Raw genomic sequence first — 24668 nt, 5'->3', positions numbered from 1 at the left:
TGCAGTTGTCTGGTCTTTCAGCATAGAAAATCAGTTACCCAGACTGAAAGTACTGTTTCAGTGAACCTCACTAGCTCGTAGGCGTACCCGCACAAATAGCCCGCCGACCTTACAGTGTTGTCGCAAGCTGGCTTGGTACCACGCCAAAACACGGCAGTTGCGAATTACAAACAGGCTCTAAAAATAACACAAAAAATCACCTGAGATTCCATCAATCTCAGGTGATTTTTTAAAGTGTGTGATAGTAAATTTAAATGCTAAGCGACGTATTCATTTTGTCCGAAGAACTAAAAGTAACCCCACTGCTATACACTCCTATGAACCTGGTGAATACCCCCGTTGTATTCGCTGTCTTTATTATGCCCGAAAAACCCACACTTGTTAAATTACTCTTTCAGGAAATAATTATAATAAAGTTGTTATAAGCTCAAAACAGCGTAAAATAAGGACTATTAAGACAAATTCCCCGTTTAATTTATTCCATCATGTCAATCAAAAGGACCGTGACTATTTTGAACAAAAACCTGAAACCATTTTTAGAGGAAATTAACCGGACGCATTCTATGTCGGAAGCGGCGCGAGTACTCTTCGTGTCGCAACCGTATATTAGTCAAACACTGCGAAAATCCGAAGGTGAGTTTGGCGTTTCGCTGACGCACCCGGTTGCTGGAAAGATCACGTTAACTTACGCGGGCCAGCGTCTCCTGGATTACCTGATTCAGGAAGACAAAAATTTACTGCGGCTGAAAAAAGAAATGACCGAGATTGCCTCCTACACCAGCGGCGTAATTCGCGTTGGCACCAACAAACCGCTTGGCCACTATTTGCTGCCATCCGTGCTGCCAAAGTTCAATGAGCTCTACCCTAAACTGCAGGTCAAATTGCTGGAACTGACGACCGAAAAAGCCAACTATCTGTTGAATAACGATGAACTGGATGTCTTTTTAGGCCTCCATTTGGAGAAGAAAGGGTTGTCGTTTATTCCGGTCGTAATGACCAACTCCTACCTAGTTGTCTCAAATCAAACAGATGTGTTTGATCCTGAGCTAGTGGGCAAGGAGATCGTGCTCCCTGATGCCGAATCGGTCAGCAAACTAATTGATGGTCAAAACTACATCGAGTTGACACCCGATACACTGTACCAGCAACAGGTCAGCGATTTCTTTATGCAGCAGAAGATTCGAACCAATACGATTGCTGTGGTACCAGACTTTGATTTGGCAACCGAACTGGTCAAGTATCATCTGGGTATGACGGTGACGACAAATTACGTCATTGATAAATACGACCTGTGAAAAGACGACACCGTCAACATCTATCGTTTGCCAGAAAATTTAATTTCACTGGACATGGGGATTTCGTATAAGAGCGACGATGACGCGGCCATTAATCAGATGGTGGATTTGATCATGAACTTCATGAACACTAAAAAGAATAATAAAGAGCTGTAAAAAAGAGCGTGGAAGAAAGCGTTTAGAGACCTGAAACGTAGGCCAATCAGTGGGAAATACCGGGCTTGAATTTGCCACTGATTGCGCTTACGTGACCGGTCTCTGCTTCCTATAATTTGTTTCCACTTGGTGACCTAGAAATGTTTTTTTTGAATTTATCTCCTTGATCAATTGCAGGAAACAAAATGGGACAAAAGAAGACTTTTGCTCCCAGAATATAAGACGCCCCGGACTAGAATACCCATTTTGGTCCGGGGCGTCTTATATTCAAGGAAGCTCGTTTTTTTCATGCTCTGGCTAGCTAAAAATGTATAGTTTTTTTGCCAAGCTATCCCAACTTCAGACGCAGTTAATTATGCATAATAATGTGGCTTATTTGCCATTAATTTGTTGTGATGCTGGATTAGACAAGTTAAGCATGGTTACACGCAGGTCTAACAAACATTTCCGGATTCAGAATTTTTAGAAATTGCGCACGGGTTACAATCGAGAACCTTTCGTCACCCCTGCTGTATAATTGAATCAGATGTCTAACACCACAACCTAAAACGAGGTTTGAATCGGAATGAGAAACGAATTGATTACTTTAAAAACAAAACGGGATTTCTCCGCTGCCCTTAAGAAACTCATGATAACCCAACCGCTGACCACCATCACAGTGCGGCAATTGCTGGCTCTGACAGATAAGTCCCGACCAACTTTTTACTACCACTTTGCTGACTTGGAAGCTCTCATCAAGTGGACCGTACAAGACGAGGTGCTGAGTATTCTTGAACAGACACCAACTTATGCCAATTGGGACGATGACATTTACCGGCTCCTGCAATATTTCGACGCCAACCAATCTCTCGGTCACGCCTTTTACGCATCACTCGATCTGGTTCAGCTGAACCAAGTCTTTCGTGAACCGCTGACCCAGATTGTCATGAAGTACATCACCGCAGTCATTGCCGATAACCAGTTGTGTGTCCGCCAGGCTGATCAGGATTTCATCGCCAGGCTGTTCACCGGCGGATTTGTCGGTATTCTGTTTGATTGGCTGGCTGACGACCAGCAAGAAGCGCCAGAGATCATCCGCGAAAAACTACGACGCACACAGAATGATATTATCGTGTATGCATTAAAAAATGCGTCTTACTAACAAATATAAAGAAATGTCAGATATCTAACAACTCCCTTAAATTGTTTCTGTTTTTTATTTTTGAAACCGGTTACAATTAGTTTGTAAATAAGTGAACAGCCTCAGTAGTTCACTGAAGGAGTGATTAAAATGAAGGATTTTAAGGATAAGGTTGCGCTGATTACAGGTTCAGCCCATGGCTTTGGTAAAGTTTTAGCAATCGAAAGCGCCAAGCGGGGCATGAAACTTGCTCTGGCTGATGTTGATGAGTCCGCTCTAACCGAAACAGTTAAGCAAGCATCTGACTTAGGCGCCGAAGTCATTTCCATTCCGACAGACGTGACTGAAGAAACAGCAGTAGATCATATGGTACAAACAACCAAGGATAAATACGGTCGAATCGATCTACTAATCAATTCAGCGGGAGTCGCCGTTCCTGGACCAATCTGGGAGCTCCCAACACGAGACTGGGACTGGATCTTACATGCCGACCTATTAAGCCAAGTCTACGCGCTCAAACGGGTCATTCCAATCATGCGTCAACAGGAGGGGCACGCCGATATTCTCAATGTTGCCTCCATGGCTGGTTTGGTTTCTAGTCCGCTTATGCCTGCATACTACGCTACTAAATTTGCGGTAGTTGGCATGACTGAAGCTGTTGAATATGATTTGCAGGCAGCCAAAGCAAATGTGGGTATGCACGTTTTCTGTCCAGCATTTGTTCACACAGACTTGCAGCATTCTGAGAATCATCGACCGGCTGCTTATACAAATACTGACGACCCGTATTACAGCAGCGATACCTTCAAACAGGGACAAGCATTTGCCGAGAAAGATATTACGACTGGTATGCCGCTTGATAAGATTCCAGATATCGTTTTTGGGGCGTTAGAACGTGATGACTTCTATATTCTGTCACACCCAGGCATGAACCCTGCGATCGTGGCCCGTGCCCAAAGTATTCCTACTGGCAAAGGACCCGACTTGGCCGCTCTTGCCCCATTTCTTGAAAAAACACACGATGCTTAAACACGAAAGGATGATTACCATCAGTGAAACACAAGACAAAGTATTTACCAACAATGATTTCCAAAACGTAATGTTAGGTCGGCAGTCCATTCGAAATTTTGACAAGTCAGTTAAGATTCCCCACGATGAAATGGTCAAGATGATTGAAGAAGCCACTACGGCACCTTCTGCATGCAATCTGCAGGCATGGCGGTTCGTTGTTGTGGACACCCCTGAAGGCAAAGAGAAATTGAGCACCTACTTCATGAAGTTCAATACTCCACAAGTGCAAACAGCTTCAGCGATGGTCCTGCTGTTTGGCGACACCCAAGCCTTTAAATCCTACCGCGCACTGTGGAACAAAGCTTATGAGAACAAACAAATCACTAAGGAAAAGCTTGAAGAAGTCTTCAACACCTTCCTGCCACTATACGAGCATGCTTCCAGAGATATGCTGGTTGCCGATTCAACGGTTGACACTGCACTGGTCGCTATGCAATTCATGCTGGCAGCTCGTGGTCATGGTTATGAAACTAACCCGATTGCCGGCTACGACCCAAAGAAGGCTGCAACAACCTGGGGGCTTGATCCGGAACGTTACGTCCCAGTGATGGCTATTGCAGTTGGTAAGCCCGCACCCGATGACGAAGGAGAGGTTCGCTCAGTTCGTTATCCAGTTGAACAGGTTTACGAATTTCATTAGACGGTGGTTTGCATTAACCAACAATAAAGGTAAAACAAGTCTGTGGTTTATGGTGCTCGTTTCCACTAGATTACCTAAAAAATTTTTTCTATTATCTCCTTGATTAAAGTAATAAGAGACCCCAACTAAACCCCAATTCGGGCTTTTAGTTGGGGTCTCTTATATAGTCAATATAGTTTTTTTACCGGGCCTTTTTCGTATCTATTTAAGTAAGGCCTCGCCATTTTCATAAACATCACGGATAATCGCTGCTGCGGGTTCGATTTTGGTTAACAAGGACGCATCCTGGCCAACCATCACCGCCCCATGTTCCTCAACGTCACCTTCAGTTGAGGCAATGCGTAAGGAACCAGCAGAAGCCTGTTCAATCAGCTTACCAGCGTCTTTACCTGGATGAGTTGCTTCAATGTCCATTAAATTATCGTACAACCTGTTTGGCAATTGCCATACTGGTGCACCTGTCGTCCAGCCCGTCAATTTAGGATCACTATCCTGAGCTTTGATAATGGCCTGTTTCACATTATCGTGAATAGTATTTTCGCTCGCCAACATGAAGCGACTGCCCATTTCAACGCCTTGAGCGCCAAGTAATCGTGATGCGGCGTACCCGCGCCCATCCGCGATGCCGCCAGAGGCAACGACAACGGCTTGCTGCGCAACATCCGCCACCTGGGGTACCAACGTAAACGTCCCCTCCTTGGTGATGTGGCCGCCACCTTCGTAGCCCTTTGCAATGACGACATCTACGCCAAGACTATCAAGCAAGGCCCCTTCAGTTGCAGAAGCAACCTTGGTTAAAACGACTAACCCGGCTTCATGCCATTTGTTCAGCCACTTCTTAGCAAACTGTCTATAGGCATCGTAATCAGCTCCCATTGCAACATCTGCGTAAATGGATGCTAATTTGTTTGCGACCACAATGTCCGTCACGCGTTGCAGGTTATCATCCATTCCTTCAGCCAAAATCACGTTCACGGTAAACGGCTTATCGGTCAACACCTGCGTTTTGTGAATCTCGGTTTCAATAACGGTGTCTGGTGAAAAACCAACGCCCAACACGCCAAAGCCACCGCCGTTTGAAATAGCTGCGACAACGTCAGACATTGACGTCCACGCCATGGGACCGCCAATCACCGGGTACTTGATACGTAATGTTTCTTGTAATGTTTTCATGGGAAATTGCTCCTTTTTCTGTGAATAGTTTCACTATAAAGGATAACAATTGCCCAGCGTTAGACACATTGCACGCACCTGTCTAATCAGGCGAAGTTGGCGATTGTTGTAAATAATCCTTGATACAGTGCGGCCACTCGGGTACTCACATAGCGGGCACTGACATCGTGATCAAAATACCACTCAATCATATTCAATATGGAAACGGCGTAGTACTGACTGAAATACGATAAATCAGTGCCATTCAGTGTCGGCCATTTTTGCGCAATCGAAGTCTCAGCCAATTTGGTGAATTGTTCCTTTAACTGAGCAAATACATCTGTGTGACTAGTCTGCAGTTTCCAAAGTTTTTCAATTGTATCCTGACCCGACATGACAAACTGAACTCCGGCGACTAACGTTTTGTCGTCAATAAAAACATCTGTCAGCGACTCAAAAACGGTCCGCAGGCGCGTTGCCAGAATCGTGGTAATGCAATCATCCAGGTTATCAAAAAACAGATAAAATTCTGTTCGGGGCAGCCCGGCTCGCTTCATAATACTGCTGATACTGATCTGCGAGAATGGCTTCGCCGCCAACTCAGCTAAAAATACTGCAATAATTCTATCTTCCATATTTTCACCACCCTTTTATCTATCGCAAAATTGCGCTGCTCGAAATATCAACGTGACGCTGAGAAAAATGATTGGGCTATTTTTAAACACAGATTCACTAAAACGATGCATAAATCACTATTTAACGCTGGGAATAGTGTGATTTGCATCAATAAAAGCTAGTTTTAATGTAAAATTGCCAACATTGTCGCCTATAATGTTATATAATTTCTAACGGAAGAATCACTTTTACTGTCTGACATTATCGGCAGTCATCCACTTTAAAACGTTTGTATTTCATCACTAATATCGACGCTGTCAACCCAATACTCGGAGGATCCTTTTTTGACAGTCTTTCAATTATCAACATCTCAATGGTTTATTGATCTGGTGCTGAGCCTCTTCTTTATAACCGGTTATAACAGCATATACGTTTCACTCTGGCACCACGCGTACGAGGATACCCGTGCAAAGAATCCCCATAACATTTGGAGTCGGTTATCGGTGTTCGGTTTTTGCTTTGCGGCCAGTTTATTCATCTATCTGGTGCGAAATATGATAGGTATGCCGATGATCACATTTGATCTGCTCATCTTTATGCTGACAATTCCCTTGCTGGCCATTTACATTGATGTCTGGGACTACGTGATACGCTTTCTCGGTCTTGCGCTGTTCCTTGTGGTCACACATCAGTTCTCAATAAGTTTCGTTATCGGCATGGGCGTTTTGGTGGTCCTTTCGATTCTGAACTGGATCTACCGCAAACAGATTGCTTACCATCAGTTACTGCCGCGAATCCTGTTTTGCCTGTATATCGCCTGCCTATTCTGGTTGCCGTTAAAACAACCAAACAACGATGCAATCAGCCAGCCGATCTTAGTTCAGGCAATTGCCATGTCGTTAGCAATCACCATCGTTTCGGGGCTGTTTTTACTAATTCAGTATGGCACAATTTCGCACGACTGGGAAATGACCCGAATGGCGGATTATGATGCGTTGACGGACGCTAAAAATTACTCAATGTATACCCGCGACGTCACACCCATGTTTCAACAAGCTAAAACGCATGATGAACCACTGACCTTAGTCACGCTGGATGTCGACCATTTTAAAAACATCAACGACACCTATGGTCATCTAGCGGGCAATGAAGTGTTGGTGGGCGTGGCTAACACGCTGCGACGGGTACTCAGCAGCCAAGACGAGAAACTGCAAATCTACCGCACTGGCGGCGAGGAATTCAATATCGTTTTTCCAAACATGACCACTGCAGAAGTGGTTCCCATCATTGAAGACTGCTGGCAGTCTGTTCGCGGCGCTAAGTTCGACTACAAGGGCTACAAGATTCATGTCACCATCTCCATGGGCGTTACAGCGTTAAGGTCTGAGGATCAGCTTATTGACGACACCTATCGCAGAGCCGACCAGAGTCTGTATATCAGCAAGCATGAAGGTCGCGACACAATCACCGTTGAGGGCCATGCCTACCAGCGGTCCAGTATCTAACTTGAATGACGCATACTAGGATCAAGGGGGGATTATCTGCCTTGATCCTTTTGTAACTGAAAAGATTCCATAAAATAACACTATTATATATTGTGTTGTTTATACTTACGGGTGATAATAAGGTAGTTATTGTTTTATCAAAAATCGGAGATAATTATGAAAAATACGTTGATTTTTACTACTTATGCCTGCTTTATTACCGCTTTCTTTAATTTAGGCGCAATCGGGTCGCTCAACCTTGTCCTTGATAGCCACAAGAAGCGGTCAAAATCGGAAAATTGGGCCACAGGGTACTTCTTAGTTTTATCTGCGTGCATCTTGTTGTTTAGTACCCTGTTGAAAACAAGCCAGCCATTTGAAGGTATCCTGCTGATCAATTGCCAGTTTATCCTTCTCGTCAGTTACTTGAACGCGCTGACTAATTTTCGCGTCATGGTCATCGTCATCGTCCTTGATGCCATGATGTTTTCATTCAATATTGGCATCTATAGCTGGTGGTTTATTGTCCCTAGCATCACTCAAATTGTTTTAATGGCTGTCAGCCAAAGGTTCTTTCAGCCCGTGAATGCCTACCCCGCAGTAACCGCCTCGATTCAAACGGCAATGGGGTGCATTTTTTGGCTGGTCACCGGCACTGTCATTCGCTTGCCAAACACACTGTTTATTGCCATGCTTGTAAGCTATATTTTCTCAACGTTTATCAGCTACGGCTACCTTGCTATATTACGCACACGACACATCCGAGGCATGCAAGACGCTCGTAACGCACGGGTTGACCCATTAACTCAGGCACACAACTGGTTAGCGTTTCGCGAAGACATGGAGCGTGATTTTAAAAATGCTGAAACCCTCAGTTTGATTACGTTTGACATTGACCACTTCAAGCAGATCAATGACAACTACGGTCACCTTACGGGCAACGAGGCCCTGATTCATTTGGTTAAGTGTGTCCAGCAAACGCTCAAAGAAGTCGCGGGCGCAGCCACCCTGTATCGTACTGGCGGCGAAGAATTCACCATCATACTACCAGGCATTGATGGTCAAAAGGCCCAAAAAATCGCGCAACGGTGCCACGACGACGTCTCCAACTTACGAATTGAGGACGCTAATAACGAATCCTTGCTGCTGACCATCTCAATGGGCAGCACGTCGCGTCAAAAACAAGATGTGACCTCAAGCCAGTTCTTTCAGCGCGCGGACCAATTCCTTTACAATTCAAAGCGCAGCGGGCGCGATCAAGTTACAGGTGATTAATGCCAAATTGGCATACCTGTGTGACGAGATGGAATTGAAAAATACAGGTTATTTGTTTAGAATAATAGTTAGTCTAAAAAAGACGGTCTTGGGATCGTCTTTTTGTTTGGAAAGAGTGTGGCGCAAGGTGTTTAAGGGGCGGAGGAAAAGGAGCCCCCTGCCTTGTGGAATACGTTTCGGCAATATGAAGTAAGTCCGCTTTGCAAGTTGGTTTTTAGCTTGTTTGGGATAACAATTTTGATGTAGAGAAGCTATTGTGGCTTCTTTTCGAGTATTGCCTACTATCTATTTTTTGCTGTCTTGCAGAAATATGTGCCATAAGGTTGTTATTCTATTCTCTTGCACTATTTCTTTGTTTTTCTAGGCGACCGTGTGGAAACAAGTTCCACAAAGCAGGGGGCTACCATGTAAGTCACTTTGGCAAAAATTCCAAGTTCGGGAATTTCTGCCAAAATGACTTACATTCCGCCCCCTAACCGCTTTGTGCCACTCTCTGGGCTTGGTGAGCTCCTCAATACGCCAAATTATGATTTAAGGGAGCGTTTTTCATGAATCAAGCACCAACTGAAGTATCTTTGAAAACTAAATTAGCTATTTTATCTGTCGGTTTGATTTCGTTTGTTGGCATCCTAGTGGAAACGTCCATGAACGTTACTTTTCCGACGCTGATCAAAACGATGCACGTTTCGCTGGATACCGTTCAATGGCTGACCACCGGGTACCTTTTGCTGACGACCATTGTCATGAGTACCACTGCGTACGTATTGAAACGGTTTAACCCGAAGCCGTTATTCATGTTTGCGGCTCTCGTTTGTCTGCTGGGCGGCATCATGTGCTGGCTTGCGCCAACCTTCCCTGTTTTACTGGGTGGTCGATTGTTGCAAGCCATCGCCACTGGGATTTCTATTCCGTTGATGTTTCAGCTCATTTTTACAAACGTGCCGCAAAACAAACTGGGCACCTATACCGGATTAGCCAGTGTGATCGTCTCGCTGGCACCCGCCTTAGGGCCAACTTATGGCGGGGTCATGACCAGTGTCTGGTCATGGCGTGCCATCTTCGTGGGTATTGTGCCAATTCTGGCCATCCTCGTTGTTCTGGGCGCGTTCAACGTTTCCGGAAAAGCGATGGGCGTTGGCGCCAAGAAGTTCGATTTTCTTGGTGCCATTCTGCTCGCCGTTGTTTTCACCAGCCTCCTCTTCACGTTTAATAATGCCGGTGTTCACGGCTGGACATCCCTCAATTTCTGGGGTTGGGTCGTCTGGAGCCTGGTAACGATTATCGTGATGGTGACTTATGCCATTCGCGGCAAACGCAAGCTCATCGACTACTCCATTCTCAAAATTGCCGTCCTGAGACTCCGGCTGTTTAACTACTTCGGGCTCCAATTCATCAACATTGGGCTATCGTTTATTTTGCCATTGTTCGCCCAAACAGTTTTGGGAACCTCCGCAATGACCGCCGGACTGATGATGCTTCCGGGAGCCGTTGTCGGTGCCATTACTGGACCAATCGCGGGCCGGTTGTATGATTTAAAAGGCCCGTCACGTCTCCTGACCTTTAGTGCACTGATGGCTGCTGCCGGTCTCCTGTTATTCTGGCTCACGACAAGCCGCTTTACTGTCGTCTTGATGGCACTCATCTACGCCATTTTGCGAATCGGTTTCAATTCAGGTTTCGGGATTGCTATTTCCGATGGCAGCACACGAGTACCGCTGCGGCAAAAATCCGACCAAAATTCCATGTTCAGTATGATGCAGCAATACGCTGGTTCAATCGGGACCAGTGTGATGTCCGCAGTCATTTCAGGATATGAGATTCACCACTCAACGGTGGTCGGTACACAACTGGGAAGCCGTCTGGATTTCGTTTTACTATTCGTTTTGGCACTGGCGATTTTAATCGCTGTATTGCGGGTTAAACAACTCGACGCCAACGCAAAATAGATTGATTTCAAAAAAGCCAACTCGAACATTCCGGGTTGTCCTTTTTTTGTGCCCTATTCTGACTGCCAATTTTGATGATAAACAGACTCAAAAGCTCGAACAAACTGCTTGACTGCTGGATTGTTATTTTGTTTATTCACAAAAACGCCAATTTGGTACAGATGGCTCGTGTTCTTGATATGCCGATAGACAATGTTTGGGTAATTAGCATAGTCAAACCCCTCTGGCACAAACGTAATGCAGTTATTGAGAGACACGTTCAACAACAGCTCTTCCAATCGATCATATCGACGCGTGTGTTCAATGACATAACCATCGCGTTGCGCGTTGGTGACCATGCCAAACGGCGCCGGTGTCGTACCGTCAAAATTATAAAAACCAATTGTCTCATCCGTCAGTTCTTGACCATCTAAAAACGTTTTCTGCGCTAAATGGTGGGTGCTGTTGATGCCAAGAATCATTTCACCTTTTTTAACAACCGCCATCTGAATAGCGGAATCATCCAGTAAGTGGGCAATGCCATAATCAATCGCAAACACAATGTCCAACGTTTGGTTAGAGAGACCCTCTCGGCCTTGCTGATAGGTTTGCTGTACCGGAAACAAGCTGATGTCAGGATGCACCTGCTGAAACGGCATTAAAATCTTGGCCGCGGTAATGGATTCAAAGCTGGTCGTGAACCCGATTCGCAATGTTTGACTCTCCGTCTGGCTCAACTGCTCGGTCTGGGCAACCGCGACGGATAAGTCGTTTAAAATTAGTTTTGCTTTACTATAAAAAAAGCGACCCGCATTGGTGAGCTGGATCTTATTATTTTCAATTTTAAAAAGCTGGCTATTCAGTTCCTGTTCAAGTGTGTGAATTTGTTTGCTAATGGCTGTCTGTGAAATATAGTGTTTGCTTGCGGCCGCCGAAAAGCTTTTTAGCTCCGCGCTATCAACAAAGTACTTCAATCTATCTGTATTCATATACCTTCCCCCAACTAAAAGTTACACCCTCAAGAAAGAGAATAGTGTTTCTCTTCACATAAGCATGCTAAATTTGAACTATACTCGTTTGAGTATTTTTATTTGGAACCGATTACGAATCATTCTACTACAAGCATTTAGTTGTGCATATAGCAATTTTTTCTCGGGTCAGTTTCTAAGTTAATTATTGTGCAAAGGGGATTTTATTATGTCAAATGCAGACGTTGTCGGCACGACACACACCAACCGATGGGCAGTTTTGGTAGGTTCTGTTTTCGTGCTGTTATGTACGGGGTCAATTTACGCCTTTAGTGTTTTCGCTGGCCCGCTTGCCAGCACCAATCATTGGTCCGTTTCGGCCGTCATGATTGCCTTCACGATCAACGCCGCTATCGGCCCGATTCCAACCATCGTTGGTGGGATCATGACCGACCACGGCCACGCCAAATTATCAATTGTTTTGGGCGGTATCCTATTCGCCTTAGGCTTCCTGTTAACTGGAACAGCCACGACCCTCTGGCAGCTTTATCTGTACTACGGCATCATTGGTGGATTTGGTCAAGGTTTTGCCTATTCAGGTTGTCTCAGCAACACGATGCGTTTTTTCCAAGACAAGAAAGGCCTCGCCTCCGGATTAATTACTGGTGGGATGGGTGCCGCTACAGTGATTGCCGCTCCAATTGCTAACTATCTGATTGCGGCGCACTCCGTTAAATTTGCGTTCATCGCAATGGGCATCGTTTATCTCATCGTCGTTTGTGTGGCCAGTCTGTTCATCAAAGTGGCACCAAAACCTGAAGTGACTAAAAGCGCGCCGGCAACCAAAGAAGTCAACTGGTTAGGGATGTTGAAAACAAGAAACTTCTACCTCATTTTACTACTCTTCGGGATCGGTGCCTTCTCTGGGCTGATGATTGCTTCTAACGCTTCACTAATCGGGCAAAACATGTTCAAGCTGACCGCTACTGTTGCCGCTACCTACGTCAGCATCTACTCATTGTGCAACTTCTTGGGCCGAATCATTTGGGGAACCGTGTCCGATAAATTAGGACGGGTCAACACGCTAATGATTGTGTACGTGGTCATTGCCCTGTCACTGTTTGTGCTTGCAACGGTACACTCAGTAATCGGTTTCGTCGTCGGCATTGTTGGCTTGGGTATTTGTTTTGGCGGAACCATGGGCGTTTTCCCATCACTTGTCATGGAAAACTACGGCGCCAAAAACCAAGGGGTCAACTACGGTATTATCTTCTTGGGCTATTCAACAGCTGCTTACTTTGCACCAAGTATTGCATCTAACATTGCTGCCTCACATAACGGTAACTTTGCCATTGCGTTCTATATCGCAATCGTGTTAGCTGTCATTGGGTTGGCTATCAACATCTTCTACAAGATCGTCAATCACGCAAAATAGTTTTTATTTTTAAGAAGCTGGGAGGTTTTCATTCCCAGCTTCTTTTTTATCTTTTTACTCGGTGTGATTGAAATTATAACCGACATAACCAGTCCTCACCCAATTTATATGTTACGATAAACGTATATCCGTTTATCCGTATATAATAAGGGCGTTTGTGCCTACTGAAAAGAGTGGTGGTATGTCAGTCAATTTTATTTTAGTCACAATTTCGTATCTCTCCTCACTGATTGCGAACGTCATCGTGCTGTTAGGTGCAGTCTCGTTGTTTACGTGGCTTGAAAAGGAAACTGAACGGAACTTTATCGCTCGTCATCGCAATCTGGTGCTGTGTGCGATGGGCATTTCTTTTATTGTGCTCGCATATGGCGAGGCCTGGACAAACGGCCACTCATCTTCGAACCTTATCGGGTTTCACTGGACGTACCTTAACGTAGTGATCGTTGCGGTTTACAACTTGTTGCTACGGGTGAAAACAAAATGGATCCTGGCACTCACCTTGGTGCTGACAGCCGCTTGGATGCTTGCCACGCGGCCATTAGCGGTGGTCACTGCTGGCATGTACGCAAAATTAGTGTTCGTCATGGTGCTTGAATGCGGCGTCTATCGCTTCGCAGACCAGATTCAAAAAACAGCCGCCATGTACTTTGTTGACTTCACTATTTTTTCTGCGGGGTGTCTCTGGCTGGGACCTAACTTGTACACGCAACAGTCATTAGACGCCTGGGCGCGGCAAATCATCGCCCTCGTTGTTTTGGAATTCGCCGTCTTTTGGTACGGGCGCACCCTGTACCGGCAAAACATTAAGCTGGAACAGTTCCGGCACGACGCGGAATTCGATGACCTGACAGGTGTGCATTCGTTCGGTGTATTCAATCGAGATCTGCTGCGGTTGTTTAACACTTTCAAAACAGACCAGCAGGCGTATTCACTCTACGCCTTAGACGTTGATCACTTCAAACATATCAACGATACTTACGGCCATCTAGCTGGTAACGAAGTGTTAAAAGCGATTTCGCACGAGATTGACTGTGTGGTCACCCACGTGGAATATCAGACCCGTTTATATCGCACTGGCGGCGAGGAATTCACTGTCATTTTGCAAGCCATCAAGCCGGATGCAAAACGAGCTGAGGAGATTTCTAGGGAAATTCAGCGTGCAATCAATCAGTTAAGATTTACCTTCGACGGTCAGGATGTTCGTGTCACCATTTCGCTAGGTGCAGCGAATGTGCTGCCTGATGATGCCAACTATTTAGATAGTTATAAACGCGCGGATCAGTTTTTGTACACATCCAAGCGCAGCGGCCGCAACGCCATTACCTTGCGTGGGCGGACATTAGCTCGTGACGTCAGCTAACAACAATGAAGCACCGCTATTTCAGGCTAAAAATGGCTTGAAATAGCGGTGCTTCATTGTTTGAGCTTATCCGGTCCCTTGATCTAAAGTTCTGCCACGCAACGTGATGGCATTGCGGCCATTGTGTTTCGATGCATAGAGATACTGGTCCGCACGCTTATATATGTCAAGGTAGTTTGCATCGGAAGGACTGACGCGCTCCTCGCCAATCGAAATGGTTACGCTGACGGCCTCACCTTTAAAAGTAAACCTCAGCTCACTAATACCACGCTGGATACTGCGTGAAATTGTTTCGGCCATTTCAGGATCAGATTTAATATTTTCAATAATGATAGTAAATTCTTCGCCGCCGGTGCGATACAAGCGGCCAGTGAACTTAAATTCTTTGACGACCTCATTAATGGTGTGTGCGATCGTCCGTAATACTTCATTACCAGCAACATGGCCGTACGTGTCGTTAATGCGTTTAAAATGGTCCACGTCCATCGCAAACATCGCGTAGGTCTCACCCGTTTGACGGAAGTTGCCGTATAGTTCCTGCAGGTGTGTGTTGAACACGCCAAACGTTGCCGCTCCTGTCAGAGCATCAAACTCTGCTTGGTGTTTGAAATCTTTGAGCTTAGTATCTTGATACCGCAAAATGTCCGCGTAGCCTAACACAACCGCTTCTAAAACGATCAGTGCCACGATCTGACGTGTCCAAGCGCCAGGTGTCTGGCCTACGTAAAGCATGGATCCCATTTGCAGTGCTACCCAGGAAAAAACGATAAATCCTACACCATAACTCCACCAGTGTGATTCAATTTGTTTTGCAAACAAGCAAATAATAACTTCTACAAGCAATAGAGCACCTGTTTGAATGACAGTTTTCGAAGACGCGCCGCCAGTAATTAAGCTGCTAAGGCCCCAAAAAATTGTAAAAACAAGTGAGATGATCATCTGTGCGGGAATCTTAATTCGCAACATTAAATTATATAAGGCTACAATTACCAGATTTAGATACGTCCAATGAAATCCCGTCAAATGTGTGGACATCACGTTATTGGCCTGGGCCTCAAGGTAAGCTAGCAGGAGTAACCCAATGCCCAGCAAACACAGAAATAACTGACGATGTCTAACGATTACTGGGGTGTCGGTCTCCCGTTCGATCCACATAAAAAGTGACACACACCCAAGTAAAACCACAGCGTTGGCAATGAGTGATGAAACGTATGAAAGTGCAATTGTTGTAAATGGCATACCCGTCTGCCTTCCCGATGTTTACTATCCTATCATAGGAATTTTAATTTTTACACAGTCTTACGGTCACTATAGCATACATTTGACGTAAAAACTGTCGCTTTATGAAATTTTCTTTGTGAATTTTCATTATTGAGATGATAGGTATTATTTTCAGTTGAAATTGCAAAAATAACAGGACTAGCCATTGTAAAGCAATTGATTCATCAGCCACGCATTTATGCCAGTTGTTACAATTTACCGCTACCCTCGCAGATTATGCATGGACGCGCAATTCTCGCCAAAAAGCAGGATTGAAATTCGTTCCCAAGAATTTCAATCCTGCTTTTAAACATCGGGTTTATAAAATGCCCAATGCATCTATACCTATTAACTTTTTCAGTCAATCTCAAGACTCGATGTGAAGTCTGTGCTGTGAACTCAAGACGTCTTTAAAACACAAGTCCAATATTGTATTTCAGCATCATTTGTGTTTGCAAGTTTGTTTGTGTTTTATATATTTAGGAGCGGTTCACCAAAAAACATTGGCAAGTATTTCAAAGTGCTCAAGTTAACTCACTTAACCTGCACCCCGAGATTCTTCAGTTTGACTTTGTAAATTATCTTGTAGTTTTTTCCCTAATTGAATTGCTTTCATTAAATTAAAACCAGCTTGTTTAACCAGCTCAGGTGCTTGTGAGATGGCGTCTTGAACGCTCATTGGTCGGTTTGTAGTTGAGAGTACCAGATCAATACCGCGTTCATATACGCCCTCTGCTTTAGCACCAATGCTGCCAACAATGGCAACAACGGGTAATCGATGTTCCTTTGCAAGCGCCGCAACCCCAATTGGAACCTTGCCGCCTAGCGACTGACCATCAATCTGACCTTCGCCGGTAACCACGAGTGTTGCATCCAGCATTTTTTCATCAAGTTTAACCAGTTTAATAACCTCTTGAATCCCAGAACGAATCTTACCCTGACAAAATGCCAATAATCCGTAACCAAGACCACCAGCTGCGCCAGCACCGAATACATTCGCCAGATCAACATCATAGGTGGTATTAACCAAGTTTGCGAGACGGTTCAGTGCCGCATCCAATACCGTTATCTGAGCTTCAGTAGCACCCTTCTGCGGCCCAAAGATTCGCGTTGCGCCATTTTCCCCAGTGAGTGGATTATTGACATCGGAAAGTCCAATCACTTCGGTTGTGGTCAACCGTTCATCCAGTCCCGCAAGGTCAATCGTTTCTAACCGGCTTAACGCTTCGGCACCATGCTGCAGTTCGTGACCATCGCTGTCGTAAAAATGGCCGCCTAACGCTTGCGCCATTCCGACACCGCCGTCATTTGTGGCACTGCCGCCAAGACCAACGTAAATTGTTTTAGCGCCATGGTCTAACGCCGTTTTAATGAGTTGGCCAACACCATATGTCGAGGCGCAATCAACATCAAGCTCGTTATTCACAAGGGTGAGTCCCGCTGCTTCAGCGGTCTCAATAATCGCAGTTTGGTTGTCAATCATGCCCCAAGTTGCCGTTACTGTGTCACCAAGGGGTCCGCAAACCTTGGTCGACAATAGCTGGCCATTGGTCGCTTTAATCACACAGTACACTGTACCTTCACCGCCATCAGCAATCGGTACTTTCTGGACAATGGTCGCCGGATCGGCATTATGGATACCAGTTTCAAGATAATCAGCAATTTCAACTGAGGTCGCGCTTCCTTTGAATGAGTCAGAAGCTATAATTACGTTTGTCATGGTCCGACCCCCTCAGTGATTAGTTATTATCTAACCGATCAAGCTCTCTTTTAATATCGTCGTAGACCTTTCCAGTAGAAGGTAAACTTGGCAAAACCGGCTTCCCCATATCTAAGCCCATGATGTTAGCCATATCCTTAGTTGCAACAGGGAAACTAGCTTCGTTTTGAACTAAACGAGCCGGGTCAAGCTTAAATTGAGCTTCCCGAGACCCTTTATAGTCTCCAGCTTGAAACTTATCATAAATTGACACAATGAGCGGTGCCAAAGCGTTCGCAGTGGAGCAAACACTCCCATATGAACCGGCGCATAACCCTAGATAAATCAAGGTATCCTTACCGGTAAATGTCCGGAATTCAATATCTTGTGTCAACCGAATGATTGTACTCAAGACCGTCATGTCGCCGCTGGAATCTTTCATTCCAACGATGTTTGGAATCTCATGAGCCATCTTACTGATAAATTCAGCCGGCATCTTGTAACCTGCCTTACCAGGATTGTAGTAAACAAAGACTGGTGTGTCAGGTACACTGGCAGCGATTGTCTGATAATGCTTAAACAGTTCATCCTCTGTCGGTTTCAAGAACATCGGTTGCAGAATTGAAATGACATCTGCACCTTCGGCAACAGCGCGTGTGGCGAGTCGAACACCCTTACGCGTCCGAATTGGTCCCATGCCAAAGAATACGGGAACACGCTTATTTGTTTGCTTAACAATGACTTTTAAGCCATGAATAAGCTCATCATCATCAAACATGTAAAATTCAGAATTACTGCCAAAGGCCAAAATACCCTTAACACCGCCCTCAATGACATGTTCAGTGATACGTTCCAACCGTTCGTCATCAATATCTTCCGTTTCATCGTCGACGGGTGTAATGAGTGGGACAATAATGCCTTGTAAATTATCTATATCCATCATGATCTCTCCAATCGTAATTAACTAGACTAACGTACTAACGCAGGCTGTTTAGGATTGAATGTCCAATTAGGAATTAGGTATTGCATGGTCTTCGCATCATCCCGAGCACCTAAGTTATTTTCAGTGTATAGCTTGTTGGCTGCCTTAATTGCATCTAAATCAATCTCGACACCTAAACCTTCATTGGATTCAGGTACTGTTAATTGCCCATTAGTAATTTGATATGGATTCTTTGTTAAATTCTGGCCATCCTGCCAAATCCAGTGTGTGTCAATGGCATAGATATCTCCAGGTGCTGCCGCTGCTGCATTGGCAACCATTGCAAGTGAAATATCAAAATGGTTGTTTGAGTGAATACCCCAATTCAGGCCAAATTCATGACAAATTTTGGCGACTTCAACAGAGCCCTGCATGGTCCAAAAATGCGGATCAGCAAGCGGAATCGAGACACTGTTCAAAGTGAGCGAATGTTTCATTTGACGCCAATCTGTGTCAACCATATTAGTTGCAGTTGGGATTCGCGTAGCTTGCTGAAATTCAGCTAAAATTTCGCGACCAGAAAAGCCTTCTTCTGCACCACAAGGATCTTCGGCATAAGTTAAGATACCCTTTAATTCTTCAGCGTATTTCAAGGATTCCTTGAGCGACCAAGCTCCATTGGGATCAAGGTCAAGTTTTGCATCAGGAAAAGCCTCATGCAGAGCCTTAATAGTTTTGACTTCTTTTTCGCCGCTAAAGACACCGCCCTTAAGTTTAAAGGTCTTAAAACCATAACGATCATAAGCTGCCTGTGCTAACTTAACAACGGCATCCGGTGTCAAAGCTGGTTGCCGCCGAAGTTTACCCCAATCATCACTGTCATCATCTCCATGAATGTACGGTAAATCAGTTTTTTGACAATCACCTACATAGAATAGGTAACCCAAGACATCAACTTTCTCGCGTTGTTGCCCGTCACCTAACAGTGCAGCAACTGGAACATGAAGATACTTGCCTAGCAAATCTAAGAAAGCAGTTTCAATTGCAGTCACAGCGTGAATTGTAATACGTTGATCAAAGGTTTGGTTACCACGACCACCTGCATCCATGCTTGCAAACTGATTTTTAACGGTTTGCAACACTTTCTTGTATTCACCAAGCGTCTTGCCAACAACGATACCCTTTGAACCTTCAAGAACCTGAGTAATCTTTTCGCCACCAGGAACTTCACCAACACCGATTTGATCTTCATCGGTAGTAAGAATAACGATATTTCGCGTAAAATAAGGGCCATGTGCACCGCTTAAATTTAATAACATACTGTCATATCCGGCAACTGGATAGACATCCATCTTAACAATTTTAGGTGTTGCCATGTCATTCACTCCTTCAGTATTTGTTAAAGGGGCTAATTCAAATTACAAACACGGCCCTTTTAACGCCTAACGATTATTTTTTAATTTCAATGTTGTTAATATTTTCATAGAATTTGGCAATAGCTGAGTGATCACTATCGCCATCACCGTGAACTTTAACCGACTGCAAAATTTCCATAACTTCGGAGGTCAGTGGCAGAGAAACGTTCAGTGCGTGTGATGTATCCAAAGCATTTTGCAAGTCTTTAATATGAAGGTTTACACGGAAGCCAGGTGCGAAGTTACGGTTAATAATCATCGGAATTTTAGCATCCATAACGGTGCTGCCTGCAAGTCCAGTATGAATTGCATTAAAGACCATTTCAGGATCCAAACCGGCTTTTTGAGCAAGAGCAAACCCTTCACTAACGGCGGCAATGTTCAAGGCAACGATTACTTGGTTAGCCAATTTAGTTGTATTACCAGCACCAACTTTACCAACGTAAGTTACTGTGCCACCCATAATGCCTAAAATATCTTCAAACTTTTCAAATAAGTCCTTGTCACCACCGACCATGATTGCGATAGAACCATCAATAGCTTTTGGCTCACCACCAGAAACAGGTGCGTCCAAGAAGCCGACCTTCTGTTCTGCTAAACGTTTTGCAAAGCCCTGACTAGCTAGGGGATTGATAGAACTCATATCAATAACTGTTTCGCCTTCACTTAAGCCTTCAGCAATCCCGTTTTCATTGAACAAGGCTGCTTCAACGTTTGGAGAATTAGGAACCATGGTAAAGACAACTTCCTTGCCTTCAGCAACTGCTTTCCCGCTATCAGCTGACTTTGCGCCAACGGATACAAGCTCATCAACGGCTTCTTTTTTAAAATCAAATACTGTAACATCGTGGCCAGCCTTAACAAGGTTCTTTGCCATTGGCTTACCCATAATACCTAATCCAACAAATCCAATTTTCATAATATCTCGCTCCTAACTTTCTTTGTTAATAATTTATTAAACGCTTACATTTATTATAATAGCTAGTTTTGTTTAACATTTTAAGGTTAAAAGAAACAATTATATATGGTTTCTTTTGTGCATATGAACTATCTTCGTAGATAACGAACAATAAAATTTTATGGCTTTTAAATACGGGATATTCTTCGTAATGGCCACTATTATTTACAAATACAGCAATCAATTCCATTGGCATATTGAGCACAATTACGCGATTTAGAAATGCACATTAAAATAAACAACAATATTGAACATGCTAACTATTATTTCAGATGAAAATCACAATAATCAGATATTTAATAATCCTTCTTATTGCACTAACCTGTTGATACTACTGCAAATTCAACATGTAAGGCATAAATCTTTCAAATCATTCTTATTATGTGATTAAGGTAACATTAAATCTGAATAAACAATGCTTATATGTAATTATAGAATTAAGGTAAGCGGATACAAATATGCATATGAACAAAATATACGTTGTTTTTTATGACTTTTCGCCAAAAATCAATAAAAACCATTGCTAACTCGCACCAATAACAACTAAGATGGGGTTAGTTACTTTTTCAACTGGGCATTTGCCCATACTGATGATTTCACAGGTTAAAATAATTTTGGAGGTGCAATTTATGGAGCTGGATCCTAAATTAGCGCAATCAATCGTTGATAAAATGATGGATCAATTACCATTTAATGTGAATATGATGAATAAAGAAGGCTATATCATTGCCAGCGGTGATGCTTCCCGAATAAATACTTTGCACGTTGGGGCACTCGATGCGATTGAGCAGCGAAAAACATTAACAATGGCTGACTCGCACGGGAACAATGGTCAACCAGGTGTTAACATGCCCGTATTTTTTGGAAATTCGATTATCGGTGTGATCGGCATCACTGGCGACCCTGAGGTTGTGTTACCATTTGCAGCCCTCTTAAGAACTGCAACAGAATTACTTATATCGCAAAATCAGGCCAACCAAATTGAAAAAGAAAATGAAAACAGATTAAATCGTTTTTTGTATCAGTGGGCTCAAGTTAAAGATGATATCAATCAGCACACATCACTTCTACTTGATGCAAAGGAACTGGGAATCGATATCCTAAAGAAACGTGTAGCAATTGCAATCAAATATGAAAAACAACCTATCGTTCCTGCCGATGCGGCTGATTACGTCATTTCAATGTCTGATAACACCACAATCATTTTAACTAATCTTCAAACGACGATTGATTGTTGCTTAAAATTACTACATCGTAAAGCGGGTATCAGAGTTGGCATCGGCAGTAAGACGATCAATGTTGGAAATTCGATTGAAGAAGCCATAAAAACTTTAGAGATTGCTAATCTTTTCCAGGATAAGGACTATTTATACTTTAACCAAGTTCAATTTATATATGCGTTGCTACAAAGCAAGTTGCCAGTGGAACCAATTGTTAACAAGTTCAACGAATTAGATCAAACACCCATGGGAAAGGAACTGATTAACACATTGCTTGGCTACATCGAAAACAATCAAAATATTAATAAGACAGCTGAAGCGCTGCATATTCATAGAAACACTCTCAATTACAGGTTAAACAAATTGAAAGACGATCTCGGACTAGATATCCACAAATTAACAGACTTATTCCAACTGTATGCTGGTTATTTGTACTTCTCGCAATCACACATAAAAAATTAGCCGTGATGTAAGCGCTTTTTATTAAGGAAATGTTAAGATTTACCAGTTTTAACTGAATTAACCGTTTTCTATGCCTCCAAAAATTTCACAAACTAACCATCTCGTGGTAGTATTCTCACTGTAAAGAAATGAGGAGGAATTGATTATGCAATTTAACAACATTGATGAAAAACAATTAAAAGAACTTTTGGACAAATACGGCGTCGATTTCTGGTCAAGCGAATTTTCAAGCAAATAATAAAATGATTTCAAGCCATCTGAGTTAATTCTCAGATGGCTTTTTTGTAGTCTAGAAATCCAAAATAGCGCTACACCAGCATTTCGGATTCATATTTCGAGTCGTGTTTGTTACAGATCTTTTGTCCAGAAACGTCATGACATTGTTTACCACTAATACCTTAAATTCACAGGATTCACTTCCTGCACTATTCAGTTTAGATGCTATTTAATCTAAAAATATTATTTTGTATAAATGACTAAGATTCGAAAGTATTGACATAAAAATATTTTTGTTAAACTGAGAGAACTTTGTGAAATATATTATTAATATTTATCAAGTTTTTCTTTGAGTAATTTATTTGAAATCATTATTTTTTTACTAAAATGTCGATAAATCAGTGCTTTTTGACCCATGGTTTTTTACATACAAAAAAAGACTCTGGATGTGTGTATGATTGTTGTTCAACCATGCACACATCCAGAATCCTCTTCAGTTTTATATTCTACGTAATAGGTGCCGGGTTAAAAATGCAAATGTCATTGAATAACCCTAAATCTTCTGCGACAGGTTTTTTACCACTAGCAGTATCGATAATCATGTTAAAAATCTCGGTACCAACTTCTTGAACTGTCTTCTCGCCAGTAGCAATTGATCCGGCATTGATATCAATAAGACCCTTCCAGAAATCTTTTAGATCAGTTCTAGAACAAACCTTTATTACTGGTGCAGCTTCAAGGTTATAGGGAGTTCCACGACCGGTCATAAAGACCTGAACACCCATGCCAGATGCTAATTGCATGGTCCCACAAACAAAGTCGCTAGCTGGTGTTGCGTTAAAGATCAAGCCATGTCTTGAAGGAATTTCACCCGCACTGACAACCTGTGAAACTGGTGCAGCACCCGACTTAGCAATTGAGCCCATTGATTTTTCAACGATGGTTGAAAGACCACCGGCCTTGTTACCTGGCGAAGGATTTGCTGAACGGTCAACCCCACCAGCTTGCAGATAATTATCATACCATGACATTTCTTTTGCTAACTTATCACAGTTTGGCTTGTCCAAAACACGCTGGGCAATAAATGGAACACCATCACGAACTTCAGTCACTTCTGAGAACATAACAGTGGCGCCACCCTGAACAAGCATGTCAGATGCATAGCCAGCTGCAGGATTAGCAGTCACACCCGAAAAGGCATCGCTACCACCGCATTGCATACCAACTGATAATTTTGAAATTGGTAATTCAACACGACGACGCTTGTCTAAAACTTTCAACTTTTTTTCGGCCATTTCCATAATAGCTGCCATGATGGGTTTCAGACCAGGATGATCTTGCAGTAAGAGGAAATTATCGTCGTTAATATCGCGCTTTTCCATAATCTTATCCGGCGTTAACTTCTCACACCCTAATCCAACGACCATTAACTCGCCACCGAAGTTTGGGTTTTTCATAATGTTTCGAATAGCCCGAATCGGAACTTTAGCCTCTGGTGCATCAATGGCTACCCCACACCCATACGCGTGACTAATAACAACAATATCATCGACGTTTGGGTACTTAGGAAGCAGTTCTTCCTTCATACGTTTAACAGCCACATTCAAGATACCAACGACACATTGAACGGTAGTTTGAATTCCTAGAATATTTCGAGTACCCGCATATTCATTACCAGGAACTTCGTATCCCATAAACGTTTTACGCGGTGGTTCTGGTAAATCTTCATCAATTTCTGTACCGTACTCTAATTCATCCAAAGCTGGCGACTTTGGTAAAATCAAAGAATTTTCATTGATCCAATCACCTTTTGAGATGTCTTCCTTTGCATAGCCAAGAACAACGCCATATCTCAGGACAGACCCACCCTTAGGGACATCAACCAGTGCAATTTTGTGCGCTTGAGGGACATTGTCATTAACAGTAATGCCACCATCAATGACGGTACCCTTGGATATATCGTGCAGCGCAATGGCAACGTTGTCCTTATCACGCATTTTTACAACGTATCTCATCTAGT

20 protein-coding genes are annotated in these 24668 nt (G+C 43.5%); 11 read left to right on the top strand and 9 right to left on the bottom strand.

Features of this window, described 5'->3' with window-relative positions:
- Positions 1 to 485 precede the first annotated feature (485 nt).
- From FC82_RS02005 to FC82_RS01990, 5 genes are all read left to right on the top strand, one after another.
- Positions 486 to 1295: a LysR family transcriptional regulator gene (locus FC82_RS02005; RefSeq protein WP_082620127.1), complete on the top strand. Its 810-nt coding sequence runs from the start codon at positions 486 to 488 to the stop codon at positions 1293 to 1295.
- 27 nt (positions 1296 to 1322) lie between these two features.
- Positions 1323 to 1451 (top strand): hypothetical protein, encoded by a 129-nt coding sequence (locus tag FC82_RS17300; protein WP_268873491.1) that lies wholly within the window; start codon positions 1323 to 1325, stop codon positions 1449 to 1451.
- 565 nt (positions 1452 to 2016) lie between these two features.
- Complete coding sequence (locus FC82_RS02000) at positions 2017 to 2592, top strand: TetR/AcrR family transcriptional regulator C-terminal domain-containing protein (RefSeq protein ID WP_056996059.1); 576 nt, start codon at positions 2017 to 2019, stop codon at positions 2590 to 2592.
- A gap of 129 nt (positions 2593 to 2721) precedes the next feature.
- Positions 2722 to 3600, top strand: coding sequence for an SDR family NAD(P)-dependent oxidoreductase (locus FC82_RS01995; protein ID WP_056996058.1), 879 nt, complete (start codon positions 2722 to 2724; stop codon positions 3598 to 3600).
- Between the two features lie 10 nt (positions 3601 to 3610).
- Positions 3611 to 4282, top strand: coding sequence for a nitroreductase family protein (locus tag FC82_RS01990; protein ID WP_054759120.1), 672 nt, complete (start codon positions 3611 to 3613; stop codon positions 4280 to 4282).
- A 201-nt stretch (positions 4283 to 4483) separates the two neighbouring features.
- Here FC82_RS01990 and FC82_RS01985 read toward each other — a convergent pair whose 3' ends face one another.
- Positions 4484 to 5455, bottom strand: a complete 972-nt coding sequence (locus FC82_RS01985; protein ID WP_054759041.1) for an NAD(P)H-dependent flavin oxidoreductase — start codon at positions 5453 to 5455, stop codon at positions 4484 to 4486.
- 86 nt (positions 5456 to 5541) lie between these two features.
- Complete coding sequence (locus FC82_RS01980) at positions 5542 to 6069, bottom strand: TetR/AcrR family transcriptional regulator (RefSeq protein WP_056996057.1); 528 nt, start codon at positions 6067 to 6069, stop codon at positions 5542 to 5544.
- Positions 6070 to 6393: 324 nt separating this feature from the next.
- Between FC82_RS01980 and FC82_RS01975 the strand changes: the two genes are divergently transcribed.
- The 3 genes from FC82_RS01975 to FC82_RS01965 all read left to right on the top strand — a co-directional run bounded on the left by FC82_RS01975 (position 6394) and on the right by FC82_RS01965 (position 10754).
- Positions 6394 to 7554, top strand: a complete 1161-nt coding sequence (locus FC82_RS01975) for a GGDEF domain-containing protein (RefSeq protein ID WP_054759037.1) — start codon at positions 6394 to 6396, stop codon at positions 7552 to 7554.
- Positions 7555 to 7710: 156 nt separating this feature from the next.
- Positions 7711 to 8808 (top strand): GGDEF domain-containing protein, encoded by a 1098-nt coding sequence (locus tag FC82_RS01970; RefSeq protein ID WP_056996056.1) that lies wholly within the window; start codon positions 7711 to 7713, stop codon positions 8806 to 8808.
- A gap of 548 nt (positions 8809 to 9356) precedes the next feature.
- Positions 9357 to 10754: an MFS transporter gene (locus FC82_RS01965; protein ID WP_054759029.1), complete on the top strand. Its 1398-nt coding sequence runs from the start codon at positions 9357 to 9359 to the stop codon at positions 10752 to 10754.
- Between the two features lie 53 nt (positions 10755 to 10807).
- On the opposite strand, the gene FC82_RS01960 is transcribed toward FC82_RS01965, so the two are convergent.
- A complete protein-coding gene (locus FC82_RS01960) occupies positions 10808 to 11722 on the bottom strand; it encodes a LysR family transcriptional regulator (protein ID WP_056996055.1) in 915 nt (304 codons plus the stop codon).
- A 208-nt stretch (positions 11723 to 11930) separates the two neighbouring features.
- Between FC82_RS01960 and FC82_RS01955 the strand changes: the two genes are divergently transcribed.
- Both FC82_RS01955 and FC82_RS01950 read left to right on the top strand, forming a co-directional pair.
- A complete protein-coding gene (locus FC82_RS01955; protein WP_056996054.1) occupies positions 11931 to 13136 on the top strand; it encodes an L-lactate MFS transporter in 1206 nt (401 codons plus the stop codon).
- A 181-nt stretch (positions 13137 to 13317) separates the two neighbouring features.
- Positions 13318 to 14496 (top strand): GGDEF domain-containing protein, encoded by a 1179-nt coding sequence (locus tag FC82_RS01950; protein WP_056996053.1) that lies wholly within the window; start codon positions 13318 to 13320, stop codon positions 14494 to 14496.
- 66 nt (positions 14497 to 14562) lie between these two features.
- On the opposite strand, the gene FC82_RS01945 is transcribed toward FC82_RS01950, so the two are convergent.
- The 5 genes from FC82_RS01945 to garR all read right to left on the bottom strand — a co-directional run bounded on the left by FC82_RS01945 (position 14563) and on the right by garR (position 20711).
- Entirely contained in the window at positions 14563 to 15735 is a 1173-nt protein-coding gene (locus tag FC82_RS01945; RefSeq protein ID WP_054759021.1) for a GGDEF domain-containing protein, read from the bottom strand.
- A gap of 559 nt (positions 15736 to 16294) precedes the next feature.
- Positions 16295 to 17476: a glycerate kinase family protein gene (locus tag FC82_RS01940; protein ID WP_056996052.1), complete on the bottom strand. Its 1182-nt coding sequence runs from the start codon at positions 17474 to 17476 to the stop codon at positions 16295 to 16297.
- A 19-nt stretch (positions 17477 to 17495) separates the two neighbouring features.
- Positions 17496 to 18395 carry a dihydrodipicolinate synthase family protein gene (locus tag FC82_RS01935; protein WP_054759019.1) on the bottom strand — a complete coding sequence of 300 codons (900 nt, stop codon included), beginning with the start codon at positions 18393 to 18395 and terminating at the stop codon, positions 17496 to 17498.
- Positions 18396 to 18424: 29 nt separating this feature from the next.
- Positions 18425 to 19753, bottom strand: a complete 1329-nt coding sequence (locus tag FC82_RS01930) for an enolase C-terminal domain-like protein (RefSeq protein WP_056996051.1) — start codon at positions 19751 to 19753, stop codon at positions 18425 to 18427.
- A gap of 73 nt (positions 19754 to 19826) precedes the next feature.
- On the bottom strand, positions 19827 to 20711 hold the full coding sequence (garR, locus tag FC82_RS01925; protein ID WP_056996050.1) for a 2-hydroxy-3-oxopropionate reductase: 885 nt from the start codon (positions 20709 to 20711) through the stop codon (positions 19827 to 19829).
- Between the two features lie 668 nt (positions 20712 to 21379).
- Here garR and FC82_RS01920 point away from each other — a divergent pair.
- Complete coding sequence (locus FC82_RS01920) at positions 21380 to 22432, top strand: CdaR family transcriptional regulator (RefSeq protein ID WP_056996049.1); 1053 nt, start codon at positions 21380 to 21382, stop codon at positions 22430 to 22432.
- Between the two features lie 722 nt (positions 22433 to 23154).
- Here the strand turns inward: FC82_RS01920 and FC82_RS01915 are convergent.
- Positions 23155 to 24663 (bottom strand): UxaA family hydrolase, encoded by a 1509-nt coding sequence (locus FC82_RS01915; RefSeq protein ID WP_054759017.1) that lies wholly within the window; start codon positions 24661 to 24663, stop codon positions 23155 to 23157.
- Between the last annotated feature and the right edge of the window lie 5 nt (positions 24664 to 24668).

The sequence above is a fragment of the Secundilactobacillus collinoides DSM 20515 = JCM 1123 genome, from assembly GCF_001435975.1.
Taxonomy (GTDB): Bacteria; Bacillota; Bacilli; order Lactobacillales; family Lactobacillaceae; genus Secundilactobacillus; species Secundilactobacillus collinoides.
This window is presented reverse-complemented; position numbering and strand designations above follow the sequence as displayed.